Annotated in this window: 21 protein-coding genes; 14 read left to right on the forward strand and 7 right to left on the reverse strand. The window is 69.0% G+C overall.

The features are described from left to right. The first annotated feature begins 13 nt into the window (after window positions 1–13). The 8 genes from SK095_RS16245 (at window position 14) to trpC (ending at window position 7,562) form a co-directional block, all read left to right on the forward strand. Complete coding sequence (locus tag SK095_RS16245) at window positions 14–841, forward strand: ABC transporter permease (RefSeq protein ID WP_201487234.1); 828 nt, start codon at window positions 14–16, stop codon at window positions 839–841. A gap of 29 nt (window positions 842–870) precedes the next feature. Continuing rightward, window positions 871–1,905, forward strand: coding sequence for an ABC transporter substrate-binding protein (locus SK095_RS16250; protein ID WP_320546850.1), 1,035 nt, complete (start codon window positions 871–873; stop codon window positions 1,903–1,905). Between the two features lie 97 nt (window positions 1,906–2,002). Next, on the forward strand, window positions 2,003–2,677 hold the full coding sequence (gene rpe, locus SK095_RS16255) for a ribulose-phosphate 3-epimerase (RefSeq protein WP_320546851.1): 675 nt from the start codon (window positions 2,003–2,005) through the stop codon (window positions 2,675–2,677). Window positions 2,678–2,688: 11 nt separating this feature from the next. Beyond that, window positions 2,689–3,369 carry a phosphoglycolate phosphatase gene (locus SK095_RS16260; RefSeq protein WP_320546852.1) on the forward strand — a complete coding sequence of 227 codons (681 nt, stop codon included), beginning with the start codon at window positions 2,689–2,691 and terminating at the stop codon, window positions 3,367–3,369. A 262-nt stretch (window positions 3,370–3,631) separates the two neighbouring features. Next, window positions 3,632–5,110, forward strand: a complete 1,479-nt coding sequence (gene trpE / locus SK095_RS16265; protein ID WP_320546853.1) for an anthranilate synthase component I — start codon at window positions 3,632–3,634, stop codon at window positions 5,108–5,110. Window positions 5,111–5,122: 12 nt separating this feature from the next. Continuing rightward, window positions 5,123–5,716, forward strand: coding sequence for an aminodeoxychorismate/anthranilate synthase component II (locus tag SK095_RS16270; protein ID WP_320546854.1), 594 nt, complete (start codon window positions 5,123–5,125; stop codon window positions 5,714–5,716). Next, window positions 5,716–6,762 carry an anthranilate phosphoribosyltransferase gene (trpD, locus tag SK095_RS16275; RefSeq protein ID WP_201487229.1) on the forward strand — a complete coding sequence of 349 codons (1,047 nt, stop codon included), beginning with the start codon at window positions 5,716–5,718 and terminating at the stop codon, window positions 6,760–6,762. The genes SK095_RS16270 and trpD overlap by 1 nt, the downstream gene beginning before the upstream one ends. After that, window positions 6,759–7,562, forward strand: a complete 804-nt coding sequence (trpC, locus tag SK095_RS16280) for an indole-3-glycerol phosphate synthase TrpC (RefSeq protein ID WP_320546855.1) — start codon at window positions 6,759–6,761, stop codon at window positions 7,560–7,562. The genes trpD and trpC overlap by 4 nt, the downstream gene beginning before the upstream one ends. 63 nt (window positions 7,563–7,625) lie before the next feature. On the opposite strand, the gene crp is transcribed toward trpC, so the two are convergent. Next, on the reverse strand, window positions 7,626–8,270 hold the full coding sequence (gene crp / locus SK095_RS16285) for a cAMP-activated global transcriptional regulator CRP (RefSeq protein ID WP_136489560.1): 645 nt from the start codon (window positions 8,268–8,270) through the stop codon (window positions 7,626–7,628). Window positions 8,271–8,492: 222 nt separating this feature from the next. On the opposite strand from crp, the gene SK095_RS16290 reads away from it, so the two are divergent. After that, window positions 8,493–8,918, forward strand: coding sequence for an OsmC family protein (locus SK095_RS16290; protein WP_136489559.1), 426 nt, complete (start codon window positions 8,493–8,495; stop codon window positions 8,916–8,918). Between the two features lie 234 nt (window positions 8,919–9,152). Next, complete coding sequence (gene speD / locus SK095_RS16295) at window positions 9,153–9,947, forward strand: adenosylmethionine decarboxylase (RefSeq protein WP_136489558.1); 795 nt, start codon at window positions 9,153–9,155, stop codon at window positions 9,945–9,947. A 63-nt stretch (window positions 9,948–10,010) separates the two neighbouring features. On the opposite strand, the gene coq7 is transcribed toward speD, so the two are convergent. Then, window positions 10,011–10,658, reverse strand: coding sequence for a 2-polyprenyl-3-methyl-6-methoxy-1,4-benzoquinone monooxygenase (gene coq7, locus SK095_RS16300; RefSeq protein ID WP_136489557.1), 648 nt, complete (start codon window positions 10,656–10,658; stop codon window positions 10,011–10,013). Between the two features lie 83 nt (window positions 10,659–10,741). Next, window positions 10,742–11,080 carry a histidine triad nucleotide-binding protein gene (locus tag SK095_RS16305; protein WP_136489556.1) on the reverse strand — a complete coding sequence of 113 codons (339 nt, stop codon included), beginning with the start codon at window positions 11,078–11,080 and terminating at the stop codon, window positions 10,742–10,744. Window positions 11,081–11,157: 77 nt separating this feature from the next. Here SK095_RS16305 and SK095_RS16310 point away from each other — a divergent pair, with 77 nt between their 5' ends. Then, window positions 11,158–12,639, forward strand: a complete 1,482-nt coding sequence (locus SK095_RS16310; protein WP_320546856.1) for an AAA family ATPase — start codon at window positions 11,158–11,160, stop codon at window positions 12,637–12,639. Here the strand turns inward: SK095_RS16310 and SK095_RS16315 are convergent. Further along, entirely contained in the window at window positions 12,636–13,424 is a 789-nt protein-coding gene (locus SK095_RS16315; protein ID WP_201487226.1) for an SDR family NAD(P)-dependent oxidoreductase, read from the reverse strand. The two genes, SK095_RS16310 and SK095_RS16315, sit on opposite strands and share 4 nt — an antisense overlap. 74 nt (window positions 13,425–13,498) lie before the next feature. Continuing rightward, entirely contained in the window at window positions 13,499–13,927 is a 429-nt protein-coding gene (gene hemJ / locus SK095_RS16320) for a protoporphyrinogen oxidase HemJ (RefSeq protein WP_136491582.1), read from the reverse strand. Window positions 13,928–14,065: 138 nt separating this feature from the next. Between hemJ and argC the strand changes: the two genes are divergently transcribed. From argC to erpA, 3 genes are all read left to right on the forward strand, one after another. Continuing rightward, the gene (gene argC / locus SK095_RS16325; protein ID WP_320546857.1) at window positions 14,066–15,100 is read left to right on the forward strand and encodes an N-acetyl-gamma-glutamyl-phosphate reductase; all 1,035 of its coding nucleotides are present in this window, start codon (window positions 14,066–14,068) and stop codon (window positions 15,098–15,100) included. A gap of 35 nt (window positions 15,101–15,135) precedes the next feature. Then, window positions 15,136–15,813: a DUF6776 family protein gene (locus SK095_RS16330; RefSeq protein WP_136491580.1), complete on the forward strand. Its 678-nt coding sequence runs from the start codon at window positions 15,136–15,138 to the stop codon at window positions 15,811–15,813. 147 nt (window positions 15,814–15,960) lie between these two features. Continuing rightward, window positions 15,961–16,311 (forward strand): iron-sulfur cluster insertion protein ErpA, encoded by a 351-nt coding sequence (erpA, locus tag SK095_RS16335; RefSeq protein WP_136491579.1) that lies wholly within the window; start codon window positions 15,961–15,963, stop codon window positions 16,309–16,311. Between the two features lie 54 nt (window positions 16,312–16,365). Here erpA and SK095_RS16340 read toward each other — a convergent pair whose 3' ends face one another. Together SK095_RS16340 and SK095_RS16345 are read right to left on the reverse strand one after the other, a co-directional pair. Next, complete coding sequence (locus SK095_RS16340; RefSeq protein ID WP_320546858.1) at window positions 16,366–17,454, reverse strand: anhydro-N-acetylmuramic acid kinase; 1,089 nt, start codon at window positions 17,452–17,454, stop codon at window positions 16,366–16,368. Between the two features lie 3 nt (window positions 17,455–17,457). Continuing rightward, window positions 17,458–18,831: a peptidoglycan DD-metalloendopeptidase family protein gene (locus tag SK095_RS16345; protein ID WP_320546859.1), complete on the reverse strand. Its 1,374-nt coding sequence runs from the start codon at window positions 18,829–18,831 to the stop codon at window positions 17,458–17,460. Window positions 18,832–18,949 lie beyond the last annotated feature (118 nt).

Raw genomic sequence — 18,949 nt, forward strand, 5'->3', positions numbered from 1 at the left:
GAGGAGAATCGTCATGCTGAGCCCGTACATGTCGCCCGTCGAGCGGATCTGGTACTACAGCCTGCGCACCCTCTGCGGCCTGATCCTGCTGTTCCTGATCCTGCCGGTGCTGGTCATAGTGCCGCTGTCGTTCAACTCCGGCACCTTCCTGGTCTACCCGCTGCAGGGCTTCTCGCTGCGCTGGTACGAGGAGTTCTTCACCACCGCCGAGTGGCTGCGCGCGCTGAAGAACAGCCTGATCATCGCCCCGGCCGCCACCGTGCTGGCCATGACCTTCGGCACCCTGGCGTCGATCGGCCTGACCCGCGGCGAGTTCCGCGGCAAGGCCCTGCTGATGGGCATCCTGATCTCGCCGATGGTGGTGCCGGTGGTGATCGTCGCGGTGGCCAGCTACCTGTTCTTCGCCCCGCTGGGCCTGGGCAACAGCTACATCTCGCTGATCCTGGTGCACGCGGTGCTCGGCGTGCCCTTCGTGATCATCACCGTGACCGCCACCCTGCAGGGCTTCAACCAGAACCTGGTACGCGCCGCCGCCAGCCTCGGCGCGCCGCCGCTGACCGCGTTCTTCCGCGTCACCCTGCCGCTGATCGCGCCGGGGGTGATCTCGGGGGCGCTGTTCGCCTTCGCCACCTCGTTCGACGAGGTGGTGGTGACCCTGTTCCTCGCCGGCCCCGAGCAGGCAACCATCCCGCGGCAGATGTTCAGCGGCATCCGCGAGAACCTCAGCCCGACCATCGCCGCCGCCGCCACCCTGCTGATCGGCTTCTCGGTGGTGATGCTGCTGACCCTCGAGTGGCTGCGCGGACGCAGCGAGAACCTGCGCACCCAGCTGCCGGAGTGAGGCGCGGCATGGACATAAGGAATGTGACGATGCGAGAGCTGTGCAAGGGCGGCCTGCTGGCCGCCCTGTTCGGAGCGGCGGCCCCGGCGCTGGCCGACTACGTGACGGTGGTTTCCTTCGGCGGCGCCAGCCAGGAGGCGCAGCGTGGGGCCTTCTACGAGCCGTTCAAGCAGGCCACCGGCGATGCGGTGGTGTACCGCGCCTACAACGGTGACCTCGCCAAGCTCAGGCAGCAGCTGGAGCAGAGCCACGTCTCCTGGGACGTGGTCGAGGTGGAGGCTCCCGAGCTGATGCGCGGCTGCGCGGAGGGCCTGTTCGAGCGCCTCGAGCCCGGCCTGGTGGGCAGTCCGGACGACTTCGTGCCCGGTGCGCTGCAGCCCTGCGGGGTCGGCATCTTCGTCTGGTCGATGGCCCTGGCCTACGACCCGCAGCGCCTGGCGCAGGCGCCGCAGGGCTGGGCTGACTTCTGGGACGTCCGCCGCCTGCCCGGCAAGCGCGGCCTGCGCGAGGGCGCGCGCTACAACCTGGAGTTCGCCCTGATGGCCGACGGCGTCGCGGCCCGCGACGTCTACCGGGTGCTGGGCAGCGCCGAGGGCGTCGAGCGGGCCTTCCGCAAGCTCGACGAACTGAAGCCGCACATCCGCTGGTGGAAGACCGGCGAGGAGCCGATCCGCGCCCTGCGCGACGGCAGCGTGGCGATGAGCGCCGCCTACAACGGCCGGGTCAGCGCCGCCCGTGCCGAGCAGCCGCTGGCGCTGGTGTGGGGCGGCAGCATCTACGACTTCGACTACTGGGCGCTGCCCAGGGGCGTGTGGAAGGGCGAGCTGGCGCGGCGCTTCGTCGCCTTCGCCAGCCAGCCGCAGCAGCAGAAGGCGCTGGCCGAGCGCATCGCCTACGGCCCGACCAACCGCCAGGCGCTGGCGCTGCTCAGCCCGCAGGTGGCGGGCGAGCTGCCCACCGCCGCACAGAACATCGCCGGCGCGGTGGGCATGGACGCCGAGTTCTGGAGCCGGCACGGCCCGGCCCTGGAGCAGCGCTTCGCCGCCTGGCGCAAGGGCTCGTGAGGCGCGCGCCGGGCGGCGTGGTCGTCCGGCAAGCCTTGCCCGGGGCGGGATGAAGCGGGAAACTTCGCCTTTTCCGGCTTCCTGCCCCGAGGTACCCATGCAGCCCTTCGCCATCGCCCCGTCGATCCTGTCCGCCGATTTCGCCCGCCTGGGCGAGGAGGTCGACAACGTCCTCGCCGCCGGCGCCGACATCGTCCACTTCGACGTGATGGACAACCACTACGTGCCCAATCTGACCATCGGCCCGATGGTGTGCAGCGCCCTGCGCAAGTACGGCATCACCGCGCCGATCGACGTGCACCTGATGGTCAAGCCGGTCGACCGCATCATCGGCGACTTCCTCGAGGCCGGCGCCAGCTACATCACCTTCCATCCCGAGGCCAGCGAGCACATCGACCGCTCCCTGCAGCTGATCAAGGACGGCGGCGCCCAGGCCGGCCTGGTGTTCAATCCGGCCACTCCGCTGGACTGCCTGAAGTACGTGATGGACAAGGTCGACATGATCCTGCTGATGAGCGTCAACCCCGGCTTCGGCGGGCAGAGGTTCATCCCCGGCACCCTCGACAAGCTGCGTGAGGCGCGCGCGCTGATCGACGCCAGCGGCCGCGACATCCGCCTGGAGATCGACGGCGGGGTCAACGTGAACAACATCGGCGAGATCGCCGCCGCCGGCGCCGACACCTTCGTCGCCGGCTCGGCGATCTTCAACCAGCCCGACTACAAGGCGGTGATCGACGCCATGCGCGCCGAACTGGCCAGGGTCCACGGATGACGGCGGCGCCCATGGGCCTGCTGCACGGGCTGTTCGCCGGGCGCCTGCCGCGCCTGGCGATGTTCGACCTCGACGGTACTCTGGTCGACTCGGTGCCGGACCTGGCCGCCGCGGTCGACTGCACGCTCGCCGCCCTCGGCCGCGAGCCGGCCGGCCGCGAGCGGGTGAGGCTGTGGGTCGGCAACGGCGCGCGGGTGCTGGTGCGCCGCGCGCTGGCCGGCGGCCTCGAGCATGATGGCGTCGACGAGGCGTTGGCCGAACGGGCGCTGGCACTGTTCCTGGAGGCCTACGCCGACAACCACGCGCTGACCCGTGTCTACCCCGGGGTAATCGAGACCCTCGACCGGCTGCGCGAGGCGGGCGTGGCGCTGGCGCTGGTCACCAACAAGCCGTCGCGCTTCCTGCCCGAGCTGCTGGCCGACAAGGGCCTCGACGGCTACTTCCGGTGGCTGGTCGGCGGCGACACCCTGCCGCAGCAGAAGCCCGACCCGGCCGCGCTGCTGTGGGTGATGGAGCAGGCCGGCGTGCCGGCGGCGGAGGCGCTGTTCGTCGGCGACTCGCGCAACGACGTGCGTGCCGCCCATGCCGCCGGGGTGACCTGCGTGGCGCTGAGCTACGGCTACAACCACGGCGAGCCGATCTCTCGGGAGAACCCGGCGCGGGTGATCGACGACCTGCGCGAGCTGTTCTGAGGTCTGCGCATGGCCCGCGGGGTGGCGATCCACCCTGCGGACTGTCCCGTGTTGCTTGCGTCACCGGGGACGCTGCGCTAGTGTGCGGCTCTACCCGTAGCAAACCCGCCGATAGAGATCAGATTCGTGGTGGTCACCTGCAAACTGTGGATGAAAGTCATCAAGGCTCTGGCCCGCTGGCGCTGGCGCGCCTGACATCGTCCCTGGCCGGCTCGCCGGCGCGCTTTGCATCCCGACCGTTTTCCAGGCCCCGAGGCTGATCATGACCCGTGAAGAATTCCTGCGTTTGGCCGCTGCCGGCTACAACCGCATCCCGCTCGCCCGCGAAACCCTCGCCGACTTCGACACCCCGCTGTCCATCTACCTGAAGCTGGCCGACGCGCCCAACTCCTACCTGCTCGAATCGGTGCAGGGGGGCGAGAAGTGGGGCCGCTACTCGATCATCGGCCTGCCGAGCCGCACCGTGTTGCGCGTGCACGGCCACCAGGCGCGGGTGACGGTGGATGGCGTGGAAACCGAGTCCCACGACTGCGCCGACCCGCTGGCCTTCGTCGAAGCGTTCAAGGCGCGCTACAAGGTGCCGACCCTGCCCGGCCTGCCGCGTTTCAATGGCGGCCTGGTCGGCTACTTCGGTTACGACAGCGTGCGCTACGTCGAGCAGCGCCTCGGCGCCTGCCCCAATCCCGACCCCATCGGCACCCCGGACATCCTGCTGATGGTCTCCGATGCGGTGGTGGTGTTCGACAACCTGGCGGGCAAGCTGCACGCCATCGTCCTCGCCGATCCGAGCGAGGCGGGCGCCTTTGAAGCCGGCCTGGCCCGCCTCGAGGCGCTGATGGCGCGCCTGCGCCAGCCGATCACCCCGCGCCTGGGCGTCGACCTGGCCGCGCCGCTCGGCCCGGAGCCGGCGTTCCGCTCCAGCTTCAGCCACGACGACTTCGAGAGCGCGGTGCGCGCCATCAAGGAGTACATCCTCGCCGGCGACTGCATGCAGGTGGTGATCTCCCAGCGCATGTCGATCCCGTTCCAGGCCGCGCCCATCGACCTGTACCGCGCGCTGCGCACCATCAACCCGACGCCGTACATGTACTTCTTCAACTTCGGCGACTTCCACGTGGTCGGCAGCTCGCCGGAGGTGCTGGTGCGCGTCGAGGACGGCCTGGTCACCGTGCGCCCGATCGCCGGCACCCGTCCGCGCGGTGCGAGCGAGGAAGCCGACCTGGCGCTGGAGAAGGACCTGCTGTCGGACAGCAAGGAGCTGGCCGAGCACCTGATGCTGATCGACCTGGGCCGCAACGACGTCGGCCGCGTCTCCGCCACCGGCTCGGTGAAGGTCACCGAGCAGATGGTCATCGAGCGCTACTCCAACGTCATGCACATCGTCTCCAACGTCACCGGCCAGCTGAAGCCCGAGCTCAGCGCGATGGACGCGCTGCGCGCCATCCTGCCGGCCGGCACCCTGTCCGGGGCGCCGAAGATCCGTGCCATGGAGATCATCGACGAGCTGGAGCCGGTCAAGCGCGGCGTCTATGGCGGCGCGGTGGGCTACCTGGCGTGGAACGGCAACATGGACACCGCCATCGCCATCCGCACCGCGGTGATCAAGGACGGCGAGCTGCACGTGCAGGCCGGCGCCGGCATCGTCGCCGACTCGGTGCCCGCCCTGGAGTGGGAAGAAACCCTCAACAAGCGCCGCGCCATGTTCCGCGCGGTGGCCCTGGCCGAACAAAGTGCAGAGTGAAGGGGACCTGACATGCTGCTGATGATCGACAACTACGACTCCTTCACCTTCAACCTGGTGCAGTACTTCGGCGAGCTGGGCGCCGAGGTTAAGGTGGTGCGCAACGACGAGCTGAGCGTCGAGCAGATCCGCGCGCTGAATCCCGAGCGCATAGTGGTCTCCCCCGGCCCCTGCACTCCCAACGAGGCCGGCGTGTCGCTGGCGGTGATCCGCGAGTTCGCCGGCCAGTTGCCGCTGCTCGGTGTCTGCCTCGGCCACCAGAGCATCGGCCAGGCGTTCGGCGGCGAGGTGGTGCGCGCCCGCGTGGCCATGCACGGCAAGACCAGCCCGGTGTTCCACCAGGACCAGGGCGTGTTCGAAGGCCTGGCCAATCCGCTCACCGTGACCCGCTACCACTCGCTGGTGGTGCGCCGCGAGAGCCTGCCGGACTGCCTGGAGATCACCGCCTGGACCCAGTTCGAGGACGGCAGCGTCGACGAGATCATGGGCCTGCGCCACCGGACGCTGAACGTCGAGGGCGTGCAGTTCCACCCCGAATCGATCCTCACCCAGCAGGGCCACGAGCTGCTGGCCAATTTCCTCAAGCAGAGCGGAGGCGTGCGCTGATGGACATCAAGGAAGCCCTCAACCGGGTGGTCAACCAGCTGGACCTGTCCACCGCCGAGATGCAGGACGTGATGCGCCTGATCATGACCGGCCAGTGCACCGACGCGCAGATCGGCGCCTTCCTGATGGGCCTGCGCATGAAGAGCGAGACCATCGACGAGATCGTCGGCGCCGTGCAGGTGATGCGCGAGCTGGCCGCGCCGGTGACCATCGACGCCGAGCGGCTGGTCGACACCTGCGGCACCGGCGGCGACGGCATGAACATCTTCAACGTCTCCTCGGCGGCCGCCTTCGTGGTCGCCGCCGCCGGCGGCAAGGTGGCCAAGCACGGCAACCGCGCGGTGTCCGGCAAGAGCGGCAGCGCCGACCTGCTGGAGGCGGCGGGCATCTACCTGGACCTGAGCCCCGAGCAGGTGGCGCGCTGCATCGAGACCGTGGGGGTGGGCTTCATGTTCGCCCCGGCCCACCACGGCGCCATGCGCCACGCCGCCGCGGCGCGCCGCGAGCTGGGCCTGCGCACCATCTTCAACATGCTCGGGCCGCTGGCCAACCCGGCCGGCGTGCGCCACCAGGTGCTCGGCGTGTTCACCAAGGCCCTGTGCCGGCCGCTGGCCGAGGTGCTGCAGCGCCTGGGCAGCCAGCACGTGCTGGTGGTGCATGCCCAGGACGGCCTCGACGAGGTCAGCCTGGCCGCGCCGACCCATGTCGCCGAGCTCAAGGACGGGGTGGTCAGCGAGTACCTGATCCAGCCGGAGGATTTCGGCATCAGGAGCCAGAGCCTGATCGGCCTCAACGTCGAGGGCGCAGCGCAGTCGCTGGAGCTGATCCGCGACGCGCTCGGCCGGCGCCGCACCGAGGCGGGCCAGAAGGCCGCCGACATGATCATCCTCAACGCCGGCGCGGCGCTGTACGCCGCCGATCACGCCACCAGCCTCAAGGAAGGCGTGCAGCTGGCCCACGACGCCCTGCACACCGGCCTGGCCCGCGAGAAGATGGACGAGCTGGCGTCGTTCACCAACGTGTTCAAAGTGGAGAACCAGGCATGAGCGTACCGACCGTGCTGGAAAGGATCGTCGCCCGCAAGGTCGAGGAAGTCGCCGAGGCCCGTGCCCAAGTCAGCCTGGCCGAGCAGGAGGCACGCGCCCGTGCCGCCGATGCGCCGCGCGGCTTCGCCCGCGCCCTGCAGCAGCAGGCGGCGCAGCGCCGGCCGGCGGTGATCGCCGAGGTGAAGAAGGCCTCGCCGAGCAAGGGGGTGATCCGCGCCGACTTCGACCCGACGCAGATCGCCGCCAGCTACCAGGCCGGCGGCGCCACCTGCCTGTCGGTGCTCACCGACGTGGACTTCTTCCAGGGCGCCAACGCCTACCTGCAGCAGGCGCGCGCCGCCTGCGCGCTGCCGGTGATCCGCAAGGATTTCCTGATCGATCCCTACCAGGTGATCGAGGCGCGCGCCATCGGCGCCGACTGCGTGCTGCTGATCGCCGCCTGCCTGGACGACGGCCAGCTGGTCGAGCTGGCCCAGGTGGCTAGGGAGCAGGACCTGGACGTGCTGGTCGAGGTGCACGACGGCGCGGAGCTGGAGCGCGCCCTCACGCATCTGGATACCCCGCTGCTCGGCATCAACAACCGCAACCTGCACAGCTTCGAGGTCAGCCTGCAGACCACCCTGGAGCTGCTGCCGCGCATTCCGGCCGACCGCCTGGTGGTCACCGAGAGCGGCATCCTCGCCCGCGCCGACGTCGAGCTGATGGAGCGCCACGACGTCTGGAGCTTCCTGGTCGGCGAGGCGTTCATGCGCGCGCCCGAGCCGGGCGAGGAGCTGCGCCGGCTGTTCTTCCCGGGCTGACCCGTCGCGCGCAATGCAAAAGGCCGTCCCTGGGGACGGCCTTTTCGTTCGGGGCGGATGGCTTCAGCGGGTGCCGAACACCACCATGGTCTTGCCCTTGACGCTGACCAGGCCCTGCTCCTCGAGGGACTTGAGCACGCGGCCGACCATCTCGCGCGAGCAGCCGACGATGCGGCCGATTTCCTGGCGGGTGATCTTGATCTGCATGCCGTCGGGGTGGGTCATGGCGTCGGGCTGCTTGCACAGCTCGAGCAGGGTGCGCGCCACCCGGCCGGTGACGTCGAGGAAGGCCAGGTCGCCGACTTTGCGGGTGGTCTTGCGCAGGCGGTCGGCCAGCTGGCTGCCGAGGGTGTAGAGGATCTCCGGGTCCTGCTGGGTCAGCTCGCGGAACTTGGCGTAGCTGATCTCGGCCACCTCGCACTCGGTCTTGGCGCGTACCCAGGCGCTACGCTCCTGCTCGTGGCCTTCGCGGTCGAACAGGCCCATCTCGCCGAAGAAGTCGCCGGGGTTGAGGTAGGCGATGATCATCTCGCGACCGTCGTCGTCCTCGATGAGGATGGTCACCGAGCCCTTGATGATGAAGAACAGGGTTTCGCAGCGGTCGCCCGCATAGATGATGGTGCTCTTGGCGGTGTAGCGGCGGCGGTGACAGTGCGCCAGCAGCTTGTCGAGGTTCTTGAGCTTTGGTGTAAGGCTGATTGCAACCATGCCCGGTCCCTAAAGGTGGAAGAATGAGCCCGAAGGTGCCGGGCCGTATCTGGATCCGTTATTCCGATCAGCGAGTGTGCCAGCATTACGCCTGCAGCTTAACAGCCGGCGCCCCGACAATAACCGAAAATTGCGTTGCCTATCACACAGACTCGACGAAAGAGCCGCACCCTGGGGCTATGGTAGACTGTCGCCCTTTTATCCGAGCACGGAGTCAGGCTGATGAAAGCACGCATCCAGTGGGCCGGCGAGGCCATGTTCCTTGGCGAGTCGGGCAGCGGCCATGTGGTGGTGATGGACGGCCCGCCCGAGCACGGTGGGCGCAACCTGGGCGTGCGACCGATGGAGATGCTGCTGCTCGGCCTCGGCGGCTGCAGCAGCTTCGATGTGGTCAGCATCCTCAAGAAGTCGCGCCAGGCGGTGGAGAGCTGCGAGGCCTTCCTCGAGGCCGAGCGTGCCGAGAGCGAGCCGAAGGTGTTCACCAGGATCCACCTGCGCTTCGTGGTCAAGGGCCGCGGCCTCAAGGAGGCCCAGGTCAAGCGCGCGGTCGAGCTGTCGGCGGAGAAGTACTGCTCGGCGTCGATCATGCTGGAGCGCGGCGGGGTGGAGATCAGCCACGGCTACGAGATCGTCGAGCTGGGCGCCTGAGCCGTCCGGCCACAATCTGCCGGCAGGCTCTAGGCGAGCGAGCCTGCCATCTGCATAATGTCGCGCTTATTTTTTTAGAGGCGCCGCGTGATCCCGAGGGATGGCGCGGCGCCTTCTTTATAGCCACCGCCTTGGCGAAGAGGTGCAAGCCGTCCTACGCAGCTGCCGCGCGCCGCTGACGGGCATGCCATAACCGCGGCAACGCCGCATACACCTGGGGAGTTACCGACGGTGATGAAAAGCAAACTCAAGCTCCATGGGTTCAACAACCTGACCAAGACCTTGAGCTTCAACATCTACGACATCTGCTACGCCGAGACGCCGGAAGACCAGCAGGCCTACGTCCAGTACATCGACGAGGTCTACGATGCCGAGCGCCTGACGCAGATCCTCACCGATGTGGTCGAGATCATCGGCGCCAACATCCTCAACATCGCCCGCCAGGACTACGATCCGCAGGGCGCCAGCGTGACCATCCTGATCTCCGAGCAGCCGGTGGAGCCCACCGACAGCCAGATCGAGGAGTCGCCGGGTCCGCTCAAGGAAACCATCCTGGCCCACCTGGACAAGAGCCACATCACGGTGCACACCTATCCGGAGATCCATCCGGTGGAAGGCATCGCCACCTTCCGTGTCGACATCGACGTGTCGACCTGCGGGGTGATCTCGCCGCTGAAGGCGCTCAACTACCTGATCCACTCGTTCGACTCGGACATCGTCACCGTCGACTACCGCGTGCGCGGCTTCACCCGCGACGTGGAGGGCAGGAAGCACTTCATCGACCACGAGATCAACTCGATCCAGAAGTACCTCTCCGACGACACCAAGGAGGCGTACCAGATGACCGACGTCAACGTGTACCAGGAGAACCTGTTCCACACCAAGATGCTGCTCAAGGACTTCGATCTGGACAACTACCTGTTCGGCGACGCCACCAACAACCTCTCCGCCGAGCAGCGCGCCCAGGTGGAAGAGCGTGTGCGTCACGAGATGCTGGAGATCTTCTACGGCCGCAACATGCCGCACTGAGATCGCCGCGCAGCAGCAGAAAGGGCACCCTCGGGTGCCCTTTCGCGTTTTTGGCTTACGGCTTCAGAGGCGGTAGGTAGCCTTGGTCATCACCCTGGACAGCAGGGTCATGCCGGCCTTGACCGGCGCCGGGAAGCGCAGGCCGCCGGCATCCAGCGCGGTGGTGGCGTGCTGCAGCTCGTCCACGCGCATCTGCTCGAGGATCGCCTGCGAGCGCGCATCGCCCGGCGGCAGCTGGGCCAGGTGCTCGTCGAGGTGCTTGACCACCTGGTCCTCGGTGGCGGCGACGAAGCCCAGGCTGACCCGGTCGCTGACCAGCCCGGCGGCGGCGCCGATGCCGAACGACAGGCCGTAGAACAGCGGGTTGAGCAGGCTGGGCCGGCCGCCCAGTTCGCGGATGCGCTGCTCGCACCAGGCCAGGTGGTCGATCTCCTCGTCGGCGGCCTGCTCCATGGCCTGGCGCACCTGCGGCAGTTTCGCGGTCAGCGCCTGGCCCTGGTAGAGCGCCTGGGCGCACACCTCGCCGGTGTGGTTGATGCGCATCAGGCCACAGACGTGCTTGGCCTCGGCCTCGTTGAGCTCGACCTCGTCCTTGTTCCGGGCGGGCGAGGGGCGGCCCGGCTGGCCGCTGAACGGCAGCAGGGTGCGCAGGGCGGCGTCGGCCTGCTGCAGCAGGCGATCGGCCGGGGAGTAGTGGCGTTGGCTGGTCATGGCGACCTCCGGCAATGGCGACGGCGGCAAGTCTGGCGCAAGCCGGTACGGGCGGGCTTGCGCGGGATCAGGGGGGCGTGCGATCAGCCCGGCGGCCAGTGCATCTGACGCTGGCCGAGCACGTGCATGTGGATGTGGTAGACGGTCTGGCCGCCCTGCTCGTTGCAGTTCATCACCACGCGGAAGCCTTCCTCGCAGCCCTGCTCGCGGGCCAGACGCTGGGCGGTGTGGACGATGTGGCCGAGCAGCGCCTTGTCCTCTTCGCCGATATCGTGAAGGGTGGCTATGTGCTTTTTCGGAATCACGAGAAAATGCACCGGCGCCTGCGGAGCGATGTCGTGGAAGGCGACCACCTGGTCGTCCTCGTAGAGCTTGCGCGCCGGAATGTCGCCGTTGACGATCTTGCAGAACAGGCAGTCCACAGGCGTCTCTCCATTGGTTGCGGATGGGCCGAGTTTACCGGCTGCGCCCGCCGCCGCCCACCCCACAAGGAGTCCGTGTGAAGAACGATATCCATGACCTGGGCCTGGTGCTCGACTCGCGTGTGCGCCTGATCGTCGTCGAGTCCTGGGACGAGCCGCGCGTGCTGGAAACCCTCAGCGGCCTGGCGGTCCGCCGCGGCCTCGGGCTGTACCTGTGGTCGGTGACCGAGGGCGTGCAGCGCCTGGGCTTCGGCGGCGAACCGCTCGGCGAGGGCGACAGCCGCGAGCCGGAGGTGGCGCTGCGCCTGGTCAAGGCCGATCCGCACGCCAACCTCTACGTGTTCTGCGACCTGCATCCGTTTCTCGGCGACAACCCGCGCCTGGTGCGTCTGCTCAAGGAGGTGGCGATGGCCGCCGGGCAGCCGGGGCCGACCCTGGTGCTGGTGTCCCATGCGCTCAAGCTGCCGGCCGAGCTGCAGCGCCTGGCGGCGCGCTTCAGCCTGGCGCTGCCCGGCGAGGACGAGCTGCTGGCCATCGTCCGCGAGGAAGCGCAGCGCTGGAGCGAGCGCAACCAGGGCGCGCGGGTACGTACCGACAACCGCACCCTGCAGCAGCTGGTGAAGAACCTGCGCGGCCTGGCCCATGCCGAGGCGCGCCTCTTGGCGCGCAACGTGATCTGCAACGACGGCGCCATCACCCAGGACGATCTGCCCGAGCTCAATCGTGCGCGTTTCCAGCTGCTGGACATGGACGGCGTGCTCGGCTTCGAGTACGAGACCGCGCGTTTCGCCGACGTCGGCGGCCTGGACAACCTCAAGCGCTGGCTGGGCGAGCGCCGCGATGCCTTCTTCGCCGCCGCAGCGGCCGACCGGCCGCGCGGCGTGCTGCTGGTCGGCGTGCAGGGCGGCGGCAAGAGTCTGGCGGCCAAGGCGGTGGCCGGGCTGTGGGGCCTGCCGCTGCTGCGCCTGGACTTCGCCTGCCTGTACAACAAGTACTTCGGCGAAACCGAACGCAACCTGCGCGAGGCGCTGAGGATGGCCGAGCAGATGGCGCCCTGCGTGCTGTGGATGGACGAGATCGAGAAGGGGCTGGCCAGCGGCGAGCACGACGGCGGGGTCAGCCAGCGGGTGCTCGGCACCCTGCTGACCTGGATGGCCGAGCGCAGGGCGCCGGTGTTCCTGGTCGCCACCGCCAACGCCATCCACCGGCTGCCGCCGGAGCTGGTGCGCAAGGGGCGCTTCGACGAGCTGTTCTTCGTCGACCTGCCCGCCGAGGCGGCGCGCGCCGAGATCTTCCGCATCCACCTGGCGCGCCGCGAGCTGGCGCCGGAGCAGTTCGACCTGGCGCTGCTGGCCGCGGCCAGCACGGGATTTTCCGGGGCGGAGATCGAGCAGGCGGTGGTCAGCGCCCTGTATGCGGCGCAGGCCCGGCAGTGTGCGGTGGATCAGGCGCTGCTGCTCGCCACCCTGCAGCAGACCGCCCCGCTGTCGGTGGTGATGGCCGAGGAGCTGGCGGCGCTGCGCGCCTGGGCAGCCGAGCGCACGGTGCGTGCCGACTAGTGCGGCAGCAGGCGCCGGTTGAGGCGGGCCGCCAGGCGTCGCGCCAGCGCCCGCGGGGCGAGCTGGGCGGCGATCGCCAGCAGGCGGTTGCGCCAGCCGGGCACGATCACCGTCTGGCCGCGGTCCAGTCCCTGCAGGGCCAGCAGGGCCAGTTGCTCGGCGTTCATCAGCCAGGGGCTGTTCTTCAGCGGGCGCATGTCCAGGCGCGCGTTGCGCCAGAACGGTGTGCGCACCGGGCCGGGGCACAGCGCTGCGACCTGCACGCCGAGCCCGCGCAGCTCCTCGCCGAGGGCCTCGGAGAAGTGCAGGACGAAGGCCTTGCTGGCGTAGTAGCTGCTCAGCCAGGGACCCGGCTGGAACGCGGCCAGCGAGGCGACGTTGAGGATCTGCCCGCCGCCGCGGCGGGCCATGGCGTTGCCGAGGGCGTGGCACAGGCGCGACAGGGCGAACACGTTGAGTTCCAGCAGCTTGCGCTCGCGCTGCCAGTCCTGCTCGAGGAAGCTGCCGGCGCAGGCGGCGCCGGCGTTGTTGACCAGCAGCTCGATCTGGTAGTCGCACTGCTCCAGCTCGTAGAGCAGGCCGGACAGCTGCAGCGGCTCGGTCAGGTCGCAGACGCGGAACATCACCTCGACGCCGAAGCGCTGGCTCAGCTCGCAGGCGATGCTTTCCAGCGCCGGGCGCTCGCGGGCGACCAGGATCAGGGCGTGCCCGCGGCGCGCCAGGGCTTCGGCCAGGGCCAGGCCGATGCCGCTGGACGCGCCGGTGATCAGGGCATAACGGGGCATTCGGGGTCTCCATGGCCGGGCGCCGGTGGCGCGGGGCGCGCAGTGTACCCCCGAGCGGGCGCCGCTGGCAGGCCTCAGAACGGCTTGACCACCACCAGGATGACGATGGCCAGCAGAAACAGCACCGGCACCTCGTTGAACCAGCGGTAGAACACGTGGCCGTGGCGGTTCTCGCCGCGGGCGAAGCGCTTGAGCAGGGCACCGCACCAGTGATGGTAGCCGATCAGCAGGGCCACCAGGGTCAGCTTGGCGTGCAGCCAGCCGCCGCCGGCGAACAGGCCGGGGTTGAGCACCAGCATCCAGATGCCGAACACCAGGGTGGCGATGATCGACGGGGTCATGATGCCGCGGTACAGCTTGCGCTCCATCACGCAGAAGCGCTCGCGGCTCGGCGCGTCCTCGCTCATCGCGTGGTAGACGAACAGGCGCGGCAGGTAGAACAGGCCGGCGAACCAGCAGACGACGGCGATGATGTGCAGGGCCTTGAGCCACAGGTAGAGCATGCGGGAGTCCTTTTGCGTGAGATCGGCGCCGATGGTAGTCGCAGCGCGGGCGCCCCGTCATCCCGCGGTTGGCCGGGCCGGGCCGCGGCCTTATCATGGCGCACTATATTTTCCACAGATGGCCTGCGGGGACACGAGATGATCAAGGTCGGCATTGTTGGGGGTACCGGGTACACCGGTGTGGAGTTGCTGCGTCTGCTGGCCCAGCATCCGCAGGCGCAGGTGGAGGTGATCACCTCGCGCTCGGAGGAGGGCGTGCGCGTCGCCGACATGTACCCCAACCTGCGCGGTCACTACGACGAGCTGCGCTTCAGCGTGCCGGACGTGGCGCGCCTGGGCGCCTGCGACGTGGTGTTCTTCGCCACCCCGCACGGCGTCGCCCATGCCCTGGCCGGCGAGCTGCTGGCCACCGGCACCCGGGTGATCGACCTGTCCGCCGACTTCCGCCTGCAGGATGCCGAGGAATGGGCCCGGTGGTACGGCCAGCCCCACGGCGCGCCGGCGCTGCTCCCGGAAGCCGTCTACGGCCTGCCCGAGGTCAACCGCGAGGCGATCAAGGGCGCGCGCCTGATCGCCGTGCCGGGCTGCTACCCGACCGCCACCCAGCTCGGCCTGATCCCGCTGCTGGAAGCCGGTCTGGCCGACGCTTCCAGCCTGATCGCCGACTGCAAGTCCGGGGTCAGCGGTGCCGGCCGCGGCGCCAGCGTCGGCTCGCTGCTCTGCGAGGCCGGCGAGAGCATGAAGGCTTACTCGGTCAAGGGCCACCGCCACCTGCCGGAGATCCGCCAGGGCCTGCGCCGCGCTGCCGGCGGCGAGGTCGGCCTGACCTTCGTGCCGCACCTGACGCCGATGATCCGCGGCATCCATGCCACCCTCTACGCGCGCGTGGCCGACCGCAGCGTCGACCTGCAGGCGCTGTTCGAGCAGCGCTACGCCGGCGAGCCGTTCGTCGACGTGATGCCGGCCGGCAGCCATCCGGAAACCCGCAGCGTGCGCGGCGCCAACGTCTGCCGCATCGCCGTGCACCGGCCGCAGGACGGCGACCTGGTGGTGGTGCTGTCGGTGATCGACAACCTGGTCAAGGGCGCCTCCGGTCAGGCGGTGCAGGACATGAACATCCTGTTCGGCCTCGACGAGCGGATGGGTCTGTCGCACGCGGCGCTGCTGCCCTGATGGACTCCTGGCGCGGGGGCGCTCCGGGGGCCGCCATGCGGCGCCTGGCGCCCCTCGCGCTGCTGCTGGCGCTGCCGGCGGCGTTCTACGCGGGACACTGGCAGAGCCAGCGCCAGCTCGCCGTGCGTCTCGAGCAGGCCCGCGTGCAGGCCGAGCAGCTGCAGTTGCGCACGGTCGAGCTGGAGCAGTTGCGCCGCCAGCTGGCGGTGATGGAGAGCGGGGAACAGCTGGCTCGCCAGGCCGGCGAGCAGAACCGGCAGACCATCAAGCTGCTGGAGGAGCAGGTGTTCCAGCTGCAGCAGGAGCTGGCCACCTACAAGGAGGTGCTGGCCCCGGACAGCCGCCGCGAGGGCTTGCGCATCCGCGCCTTCCAGCTGCAGAGTACCGACGATCCGCGCCGCTTCCGCTTCCAGATCCTGCTCAGCCGGGTCGGTCCGGACGAGCGACCGCTGGAGGGCACCCTGCTGGTCGAGCTGCGCGGTCGCCAGGGCGGTCGCAGCCGCAACCTGTCCTTGACGACGCTGGCCGAGACGGTGCCCGCCGAGGGGCTGCCGTTCGCCTTCCGCCATTTCCAGGCGATTCCCGAGGGCGGGCAGTTCGCCGAACTGGTATTGCCCGAAGGCTTCGAGCCGCTCGAAGTGCGGCTGCGGGCCCGGGTCAAGGGGCAGCGCCTGCCGCTGGAGCGCAGTTTCCGCTGGGCCGAGCTGCAGTAGGCGTCTTGATCGACAAACCGATGCGCAGCCTGGGCTGCGCCCACCGCTTGCGGCCAAGGCCGCGGCAGAATAGTTGACCGTTCCGCTCGGTGAGCGATAATGCGCGCCACTGTGCTGCAAGACGGCCACGCGCCTGGAGTTCCGGACATGAGCATTGAAACCTTCACCCCCACCCCGCTGCAGTTCACTCAGGGGGCGGCCAACAAGGTGAAGAGTCTGATCGAGGAGGAGGGCAATCCCCGCCTCAAGCTGCGGGTATTCGTCACCGGCGGTGGCTGCTCGGGCTTCCAGTACGGCTTCACCTTCGACGAGGAGCAGGCCGAGGACGATACCGTAGTCGAGCGCGACGGCGTCAGCCTGGTGGTCGACCCGATGAGCTTCCAGTATCTGGCGGGCGCCGAGGTGGACTACCAGGAAGGCCTGGAAGGCTCGCGCTTCGTGATCAAGAACCCCAACGCCAGCACCACCTGCGGTTGCGGTCAGTCGTTCTCGATCTGAGGACGCCGCAGCGTAAGACGCCGCGCTTTCGCGCGGCGTTTTCGTTTGTGCGCCTCAGGCCGGATAGATGGCGCCGAGGATGCGCCGGCCGCGCGCGCCGGTGACCTCCGGGCAGTTGCCCGGGATGCCTTCCAGGCAGCAGTGCGCCAGCCAGGCGAAGGCCATCGCCTCGATCCAGTCGGCCGGCAGCCCCCGGCTGTCGGTATCGGCCACGGTGCAGGTCGGCAACAGCTCGGCGAGGCGCTGCATCAGGCGCCGGTTGTGGGCGCCCCCGCCGCAGACCAGCAGTTCCTCCGCGTCCGGCAGGCTGTCCTTGAGGGCGGCGGCGATGCTGCGTGCGGTCAGCTCGAGCAGGGTGGCCTGCACGTCGGCTGCTGCCACTGGCGGCTGCGTCTGCAGCTGGTCCAGCAGCCAGTCGAGGTTGAAGCGCTCGCGGCCGGTGCTCTTCGGGCCGCGCAGACTGAAGTAGTCGTCGGCCAGCAACTGCTGCAGCAGCGCCGGGTCCGCCGTCCCGCTGGCCGCCCAGGCGCCGTCGCGGTCGAAGGGCTCGCCGTGCTGGCGCTGGATCCAGGCGTCCAGCAGCACGTTGCCCGGGCCGCAGTCGAAGCCGCGCACCGGCTGCTGCGGGGCGAGCAGGGTCAGGTTGCTGAAGCCGCCGACATTGAGGATGGCGCGTGGCCGCTCGCTGCCGAACAGGGCGGCATGGAAGGCCGGTACCAGCGGCGCTCCCTGGCCGCCTGCGGCGACGTCACGGCGGCGGAAGTCGGCGACCACGCTGATGCCGGTGAGCTCGGCGAGCAGGGCCGGGTTGCCGATCTGCACGGTGAAGCCGCGCTGCGGCTCGTGGCGCACGGTCTGGCCGTGGCTGCCGATGGCTCGGATCTGCCGAGGGTCAAGGCCTTCCTGCAGCAGCAGGAAGCTGATCGCCTGGGCGGCGAGCTCGGCCCACTGCTGCTCGGCCAGGGCGCCACGGACGATCTCGTCGGAGCCGCTGCGGCACAACTCAAGCAGCTGCCGGCCGAGGTCGGCCGGCATGGGCGTGTAGTGGGCGGCCAGCAGGCGGGTGGTCTGCTCCTGCTCGATCAGGGCGACGTCCAGCCCGTCCAGACTGGTGCCGGACATCACGCCGATATAGAGCGCCATGGCCTACTGCCTGTTCAGCGCCAGCAGCGTGTTGCGCTCCTGGTCCATGCGGGCCAGCAGGGGCTGGGTCTGCTGGAGGAAGCGCTTGCGCTCGGCTCCGGCCAGCGGATCGGCCATCGGCAACTTCTGGCTCAGTGGGTCGACGTGCGTGCCGTTGACCTGGAACTCGTAGTGCAGGTGCGGTCCGGTGGACAGCCCGGTGGTGCCGACATAGCCGATGACCTGACCCTGGCTGACCTGGCTGCCGTTGCGCATGCCCTTGGCGAAGCCGTTCATGTGCGCGTAGAGCGTACGGTAGCGCTGGCCGTGCTGGATGATCACGGTGTTGCCGTAGCCGCCCTTGCGGCCGGCGAGAATGACCTTGCCGTCGCCTGTGGCCTTGATCGGCGTACCGGTGGGGGCGGCGTAGTCGACCCCCTTGTGGGCACGGATCTTGTTCAGCACCGGGTGGCGGCGACCGTTGGAAAAGCGCGAGCTGATCCGGGCGAAGTCGACCGGCGTGCGGATGAAGGCCTTGCGCATGCTGCTGCCATCCGCGCGGTAATAGGTACGCTTGCCCTGGCGGTCGGTGTAGCGCACGGCGGTGTACAGTTTGCCGCGGTTGGTGAAGCGGGCGGCAAGGATGTCGCCGCTGCCGACTTTCTTGCCCTCGACCTGTTTCTCCTCGTAGATCACCTCGAATTCGTCACCCTCGCGCAGGTCGAGGACGAAGTCGATGTCATAGTCGAAGATCTTCGCCAGGTCCATGGCCAGGCGGTGCGGGAGGCCGGCGCGCTGGGTGGCGGCGAACAGCGAGCTGTCGATCACGCCATGGGCGTAGGCCTGGCGGATGCTCGGCTTGATCAGCTCGCGCTTGACGCTGAAGCCCTTGGCTGTGCGGGTGACATGCACGCTTTCCAGTTGGCTCAGGCGCGAAGTCAGGGATTCGAGGCCGCCCTGCTCGTCGCGGGTGACGTGGAAGACCTGGCCCGGCTTGATCTGGGTCAGTTGGCGGGCTTCGCGGCTGCTGCCCAGCAGGTCGTGCAGGGTGTCGCCCGGCAGGCCGGCCTTGGCGAAGATGCTGGACAGGGTGTCGCCATTGGCGACAGTGACCTTGACCTCGCGCGCCTGCTCCGGTTCGGGGGCGCTGGCCACCGCTTGGCTGGGGACGATCTCTTCGGCATCGGCGGAAGTGACCGGTTCGGCGGTGGGAGCGTCCTTTTCTTCGACCAGCATGCTGGCGCTGTTCTCGAAATCGAGGGGCAGCAGGGTCTTCTTGGCTTCTACCTGGCTGCTGGGAAACACCAGCAGGGTCAGGCTCAGCAGCGCCGCAATCCCGCTCGCCGCCAGCAGGTGGCTCTTCGGGTACGGGGGTGTGTTCCTGGACGAATCCGTCATGGTGGGTAGGGGTCTTTGGGGTGTAATAACCGCCTAAAATATAACCAAACGATCTTCGAGGCAATGTGACGCGTCGGGTTTGAGAGCTCTGCCCGGCTGCGGCTGGGCGGACTTTGTA

Origin of the sequence: Pseudomonas sp. AN-1, assembly GCF_034057115.1 — a bacterium.
Taxonomy (GTDB): domain Bacteria; phylum Pseudomonadota; class Gammaproteobacteria; order Pseudomonadales; family Pseudomonadaceae; genus Geopseudomonas.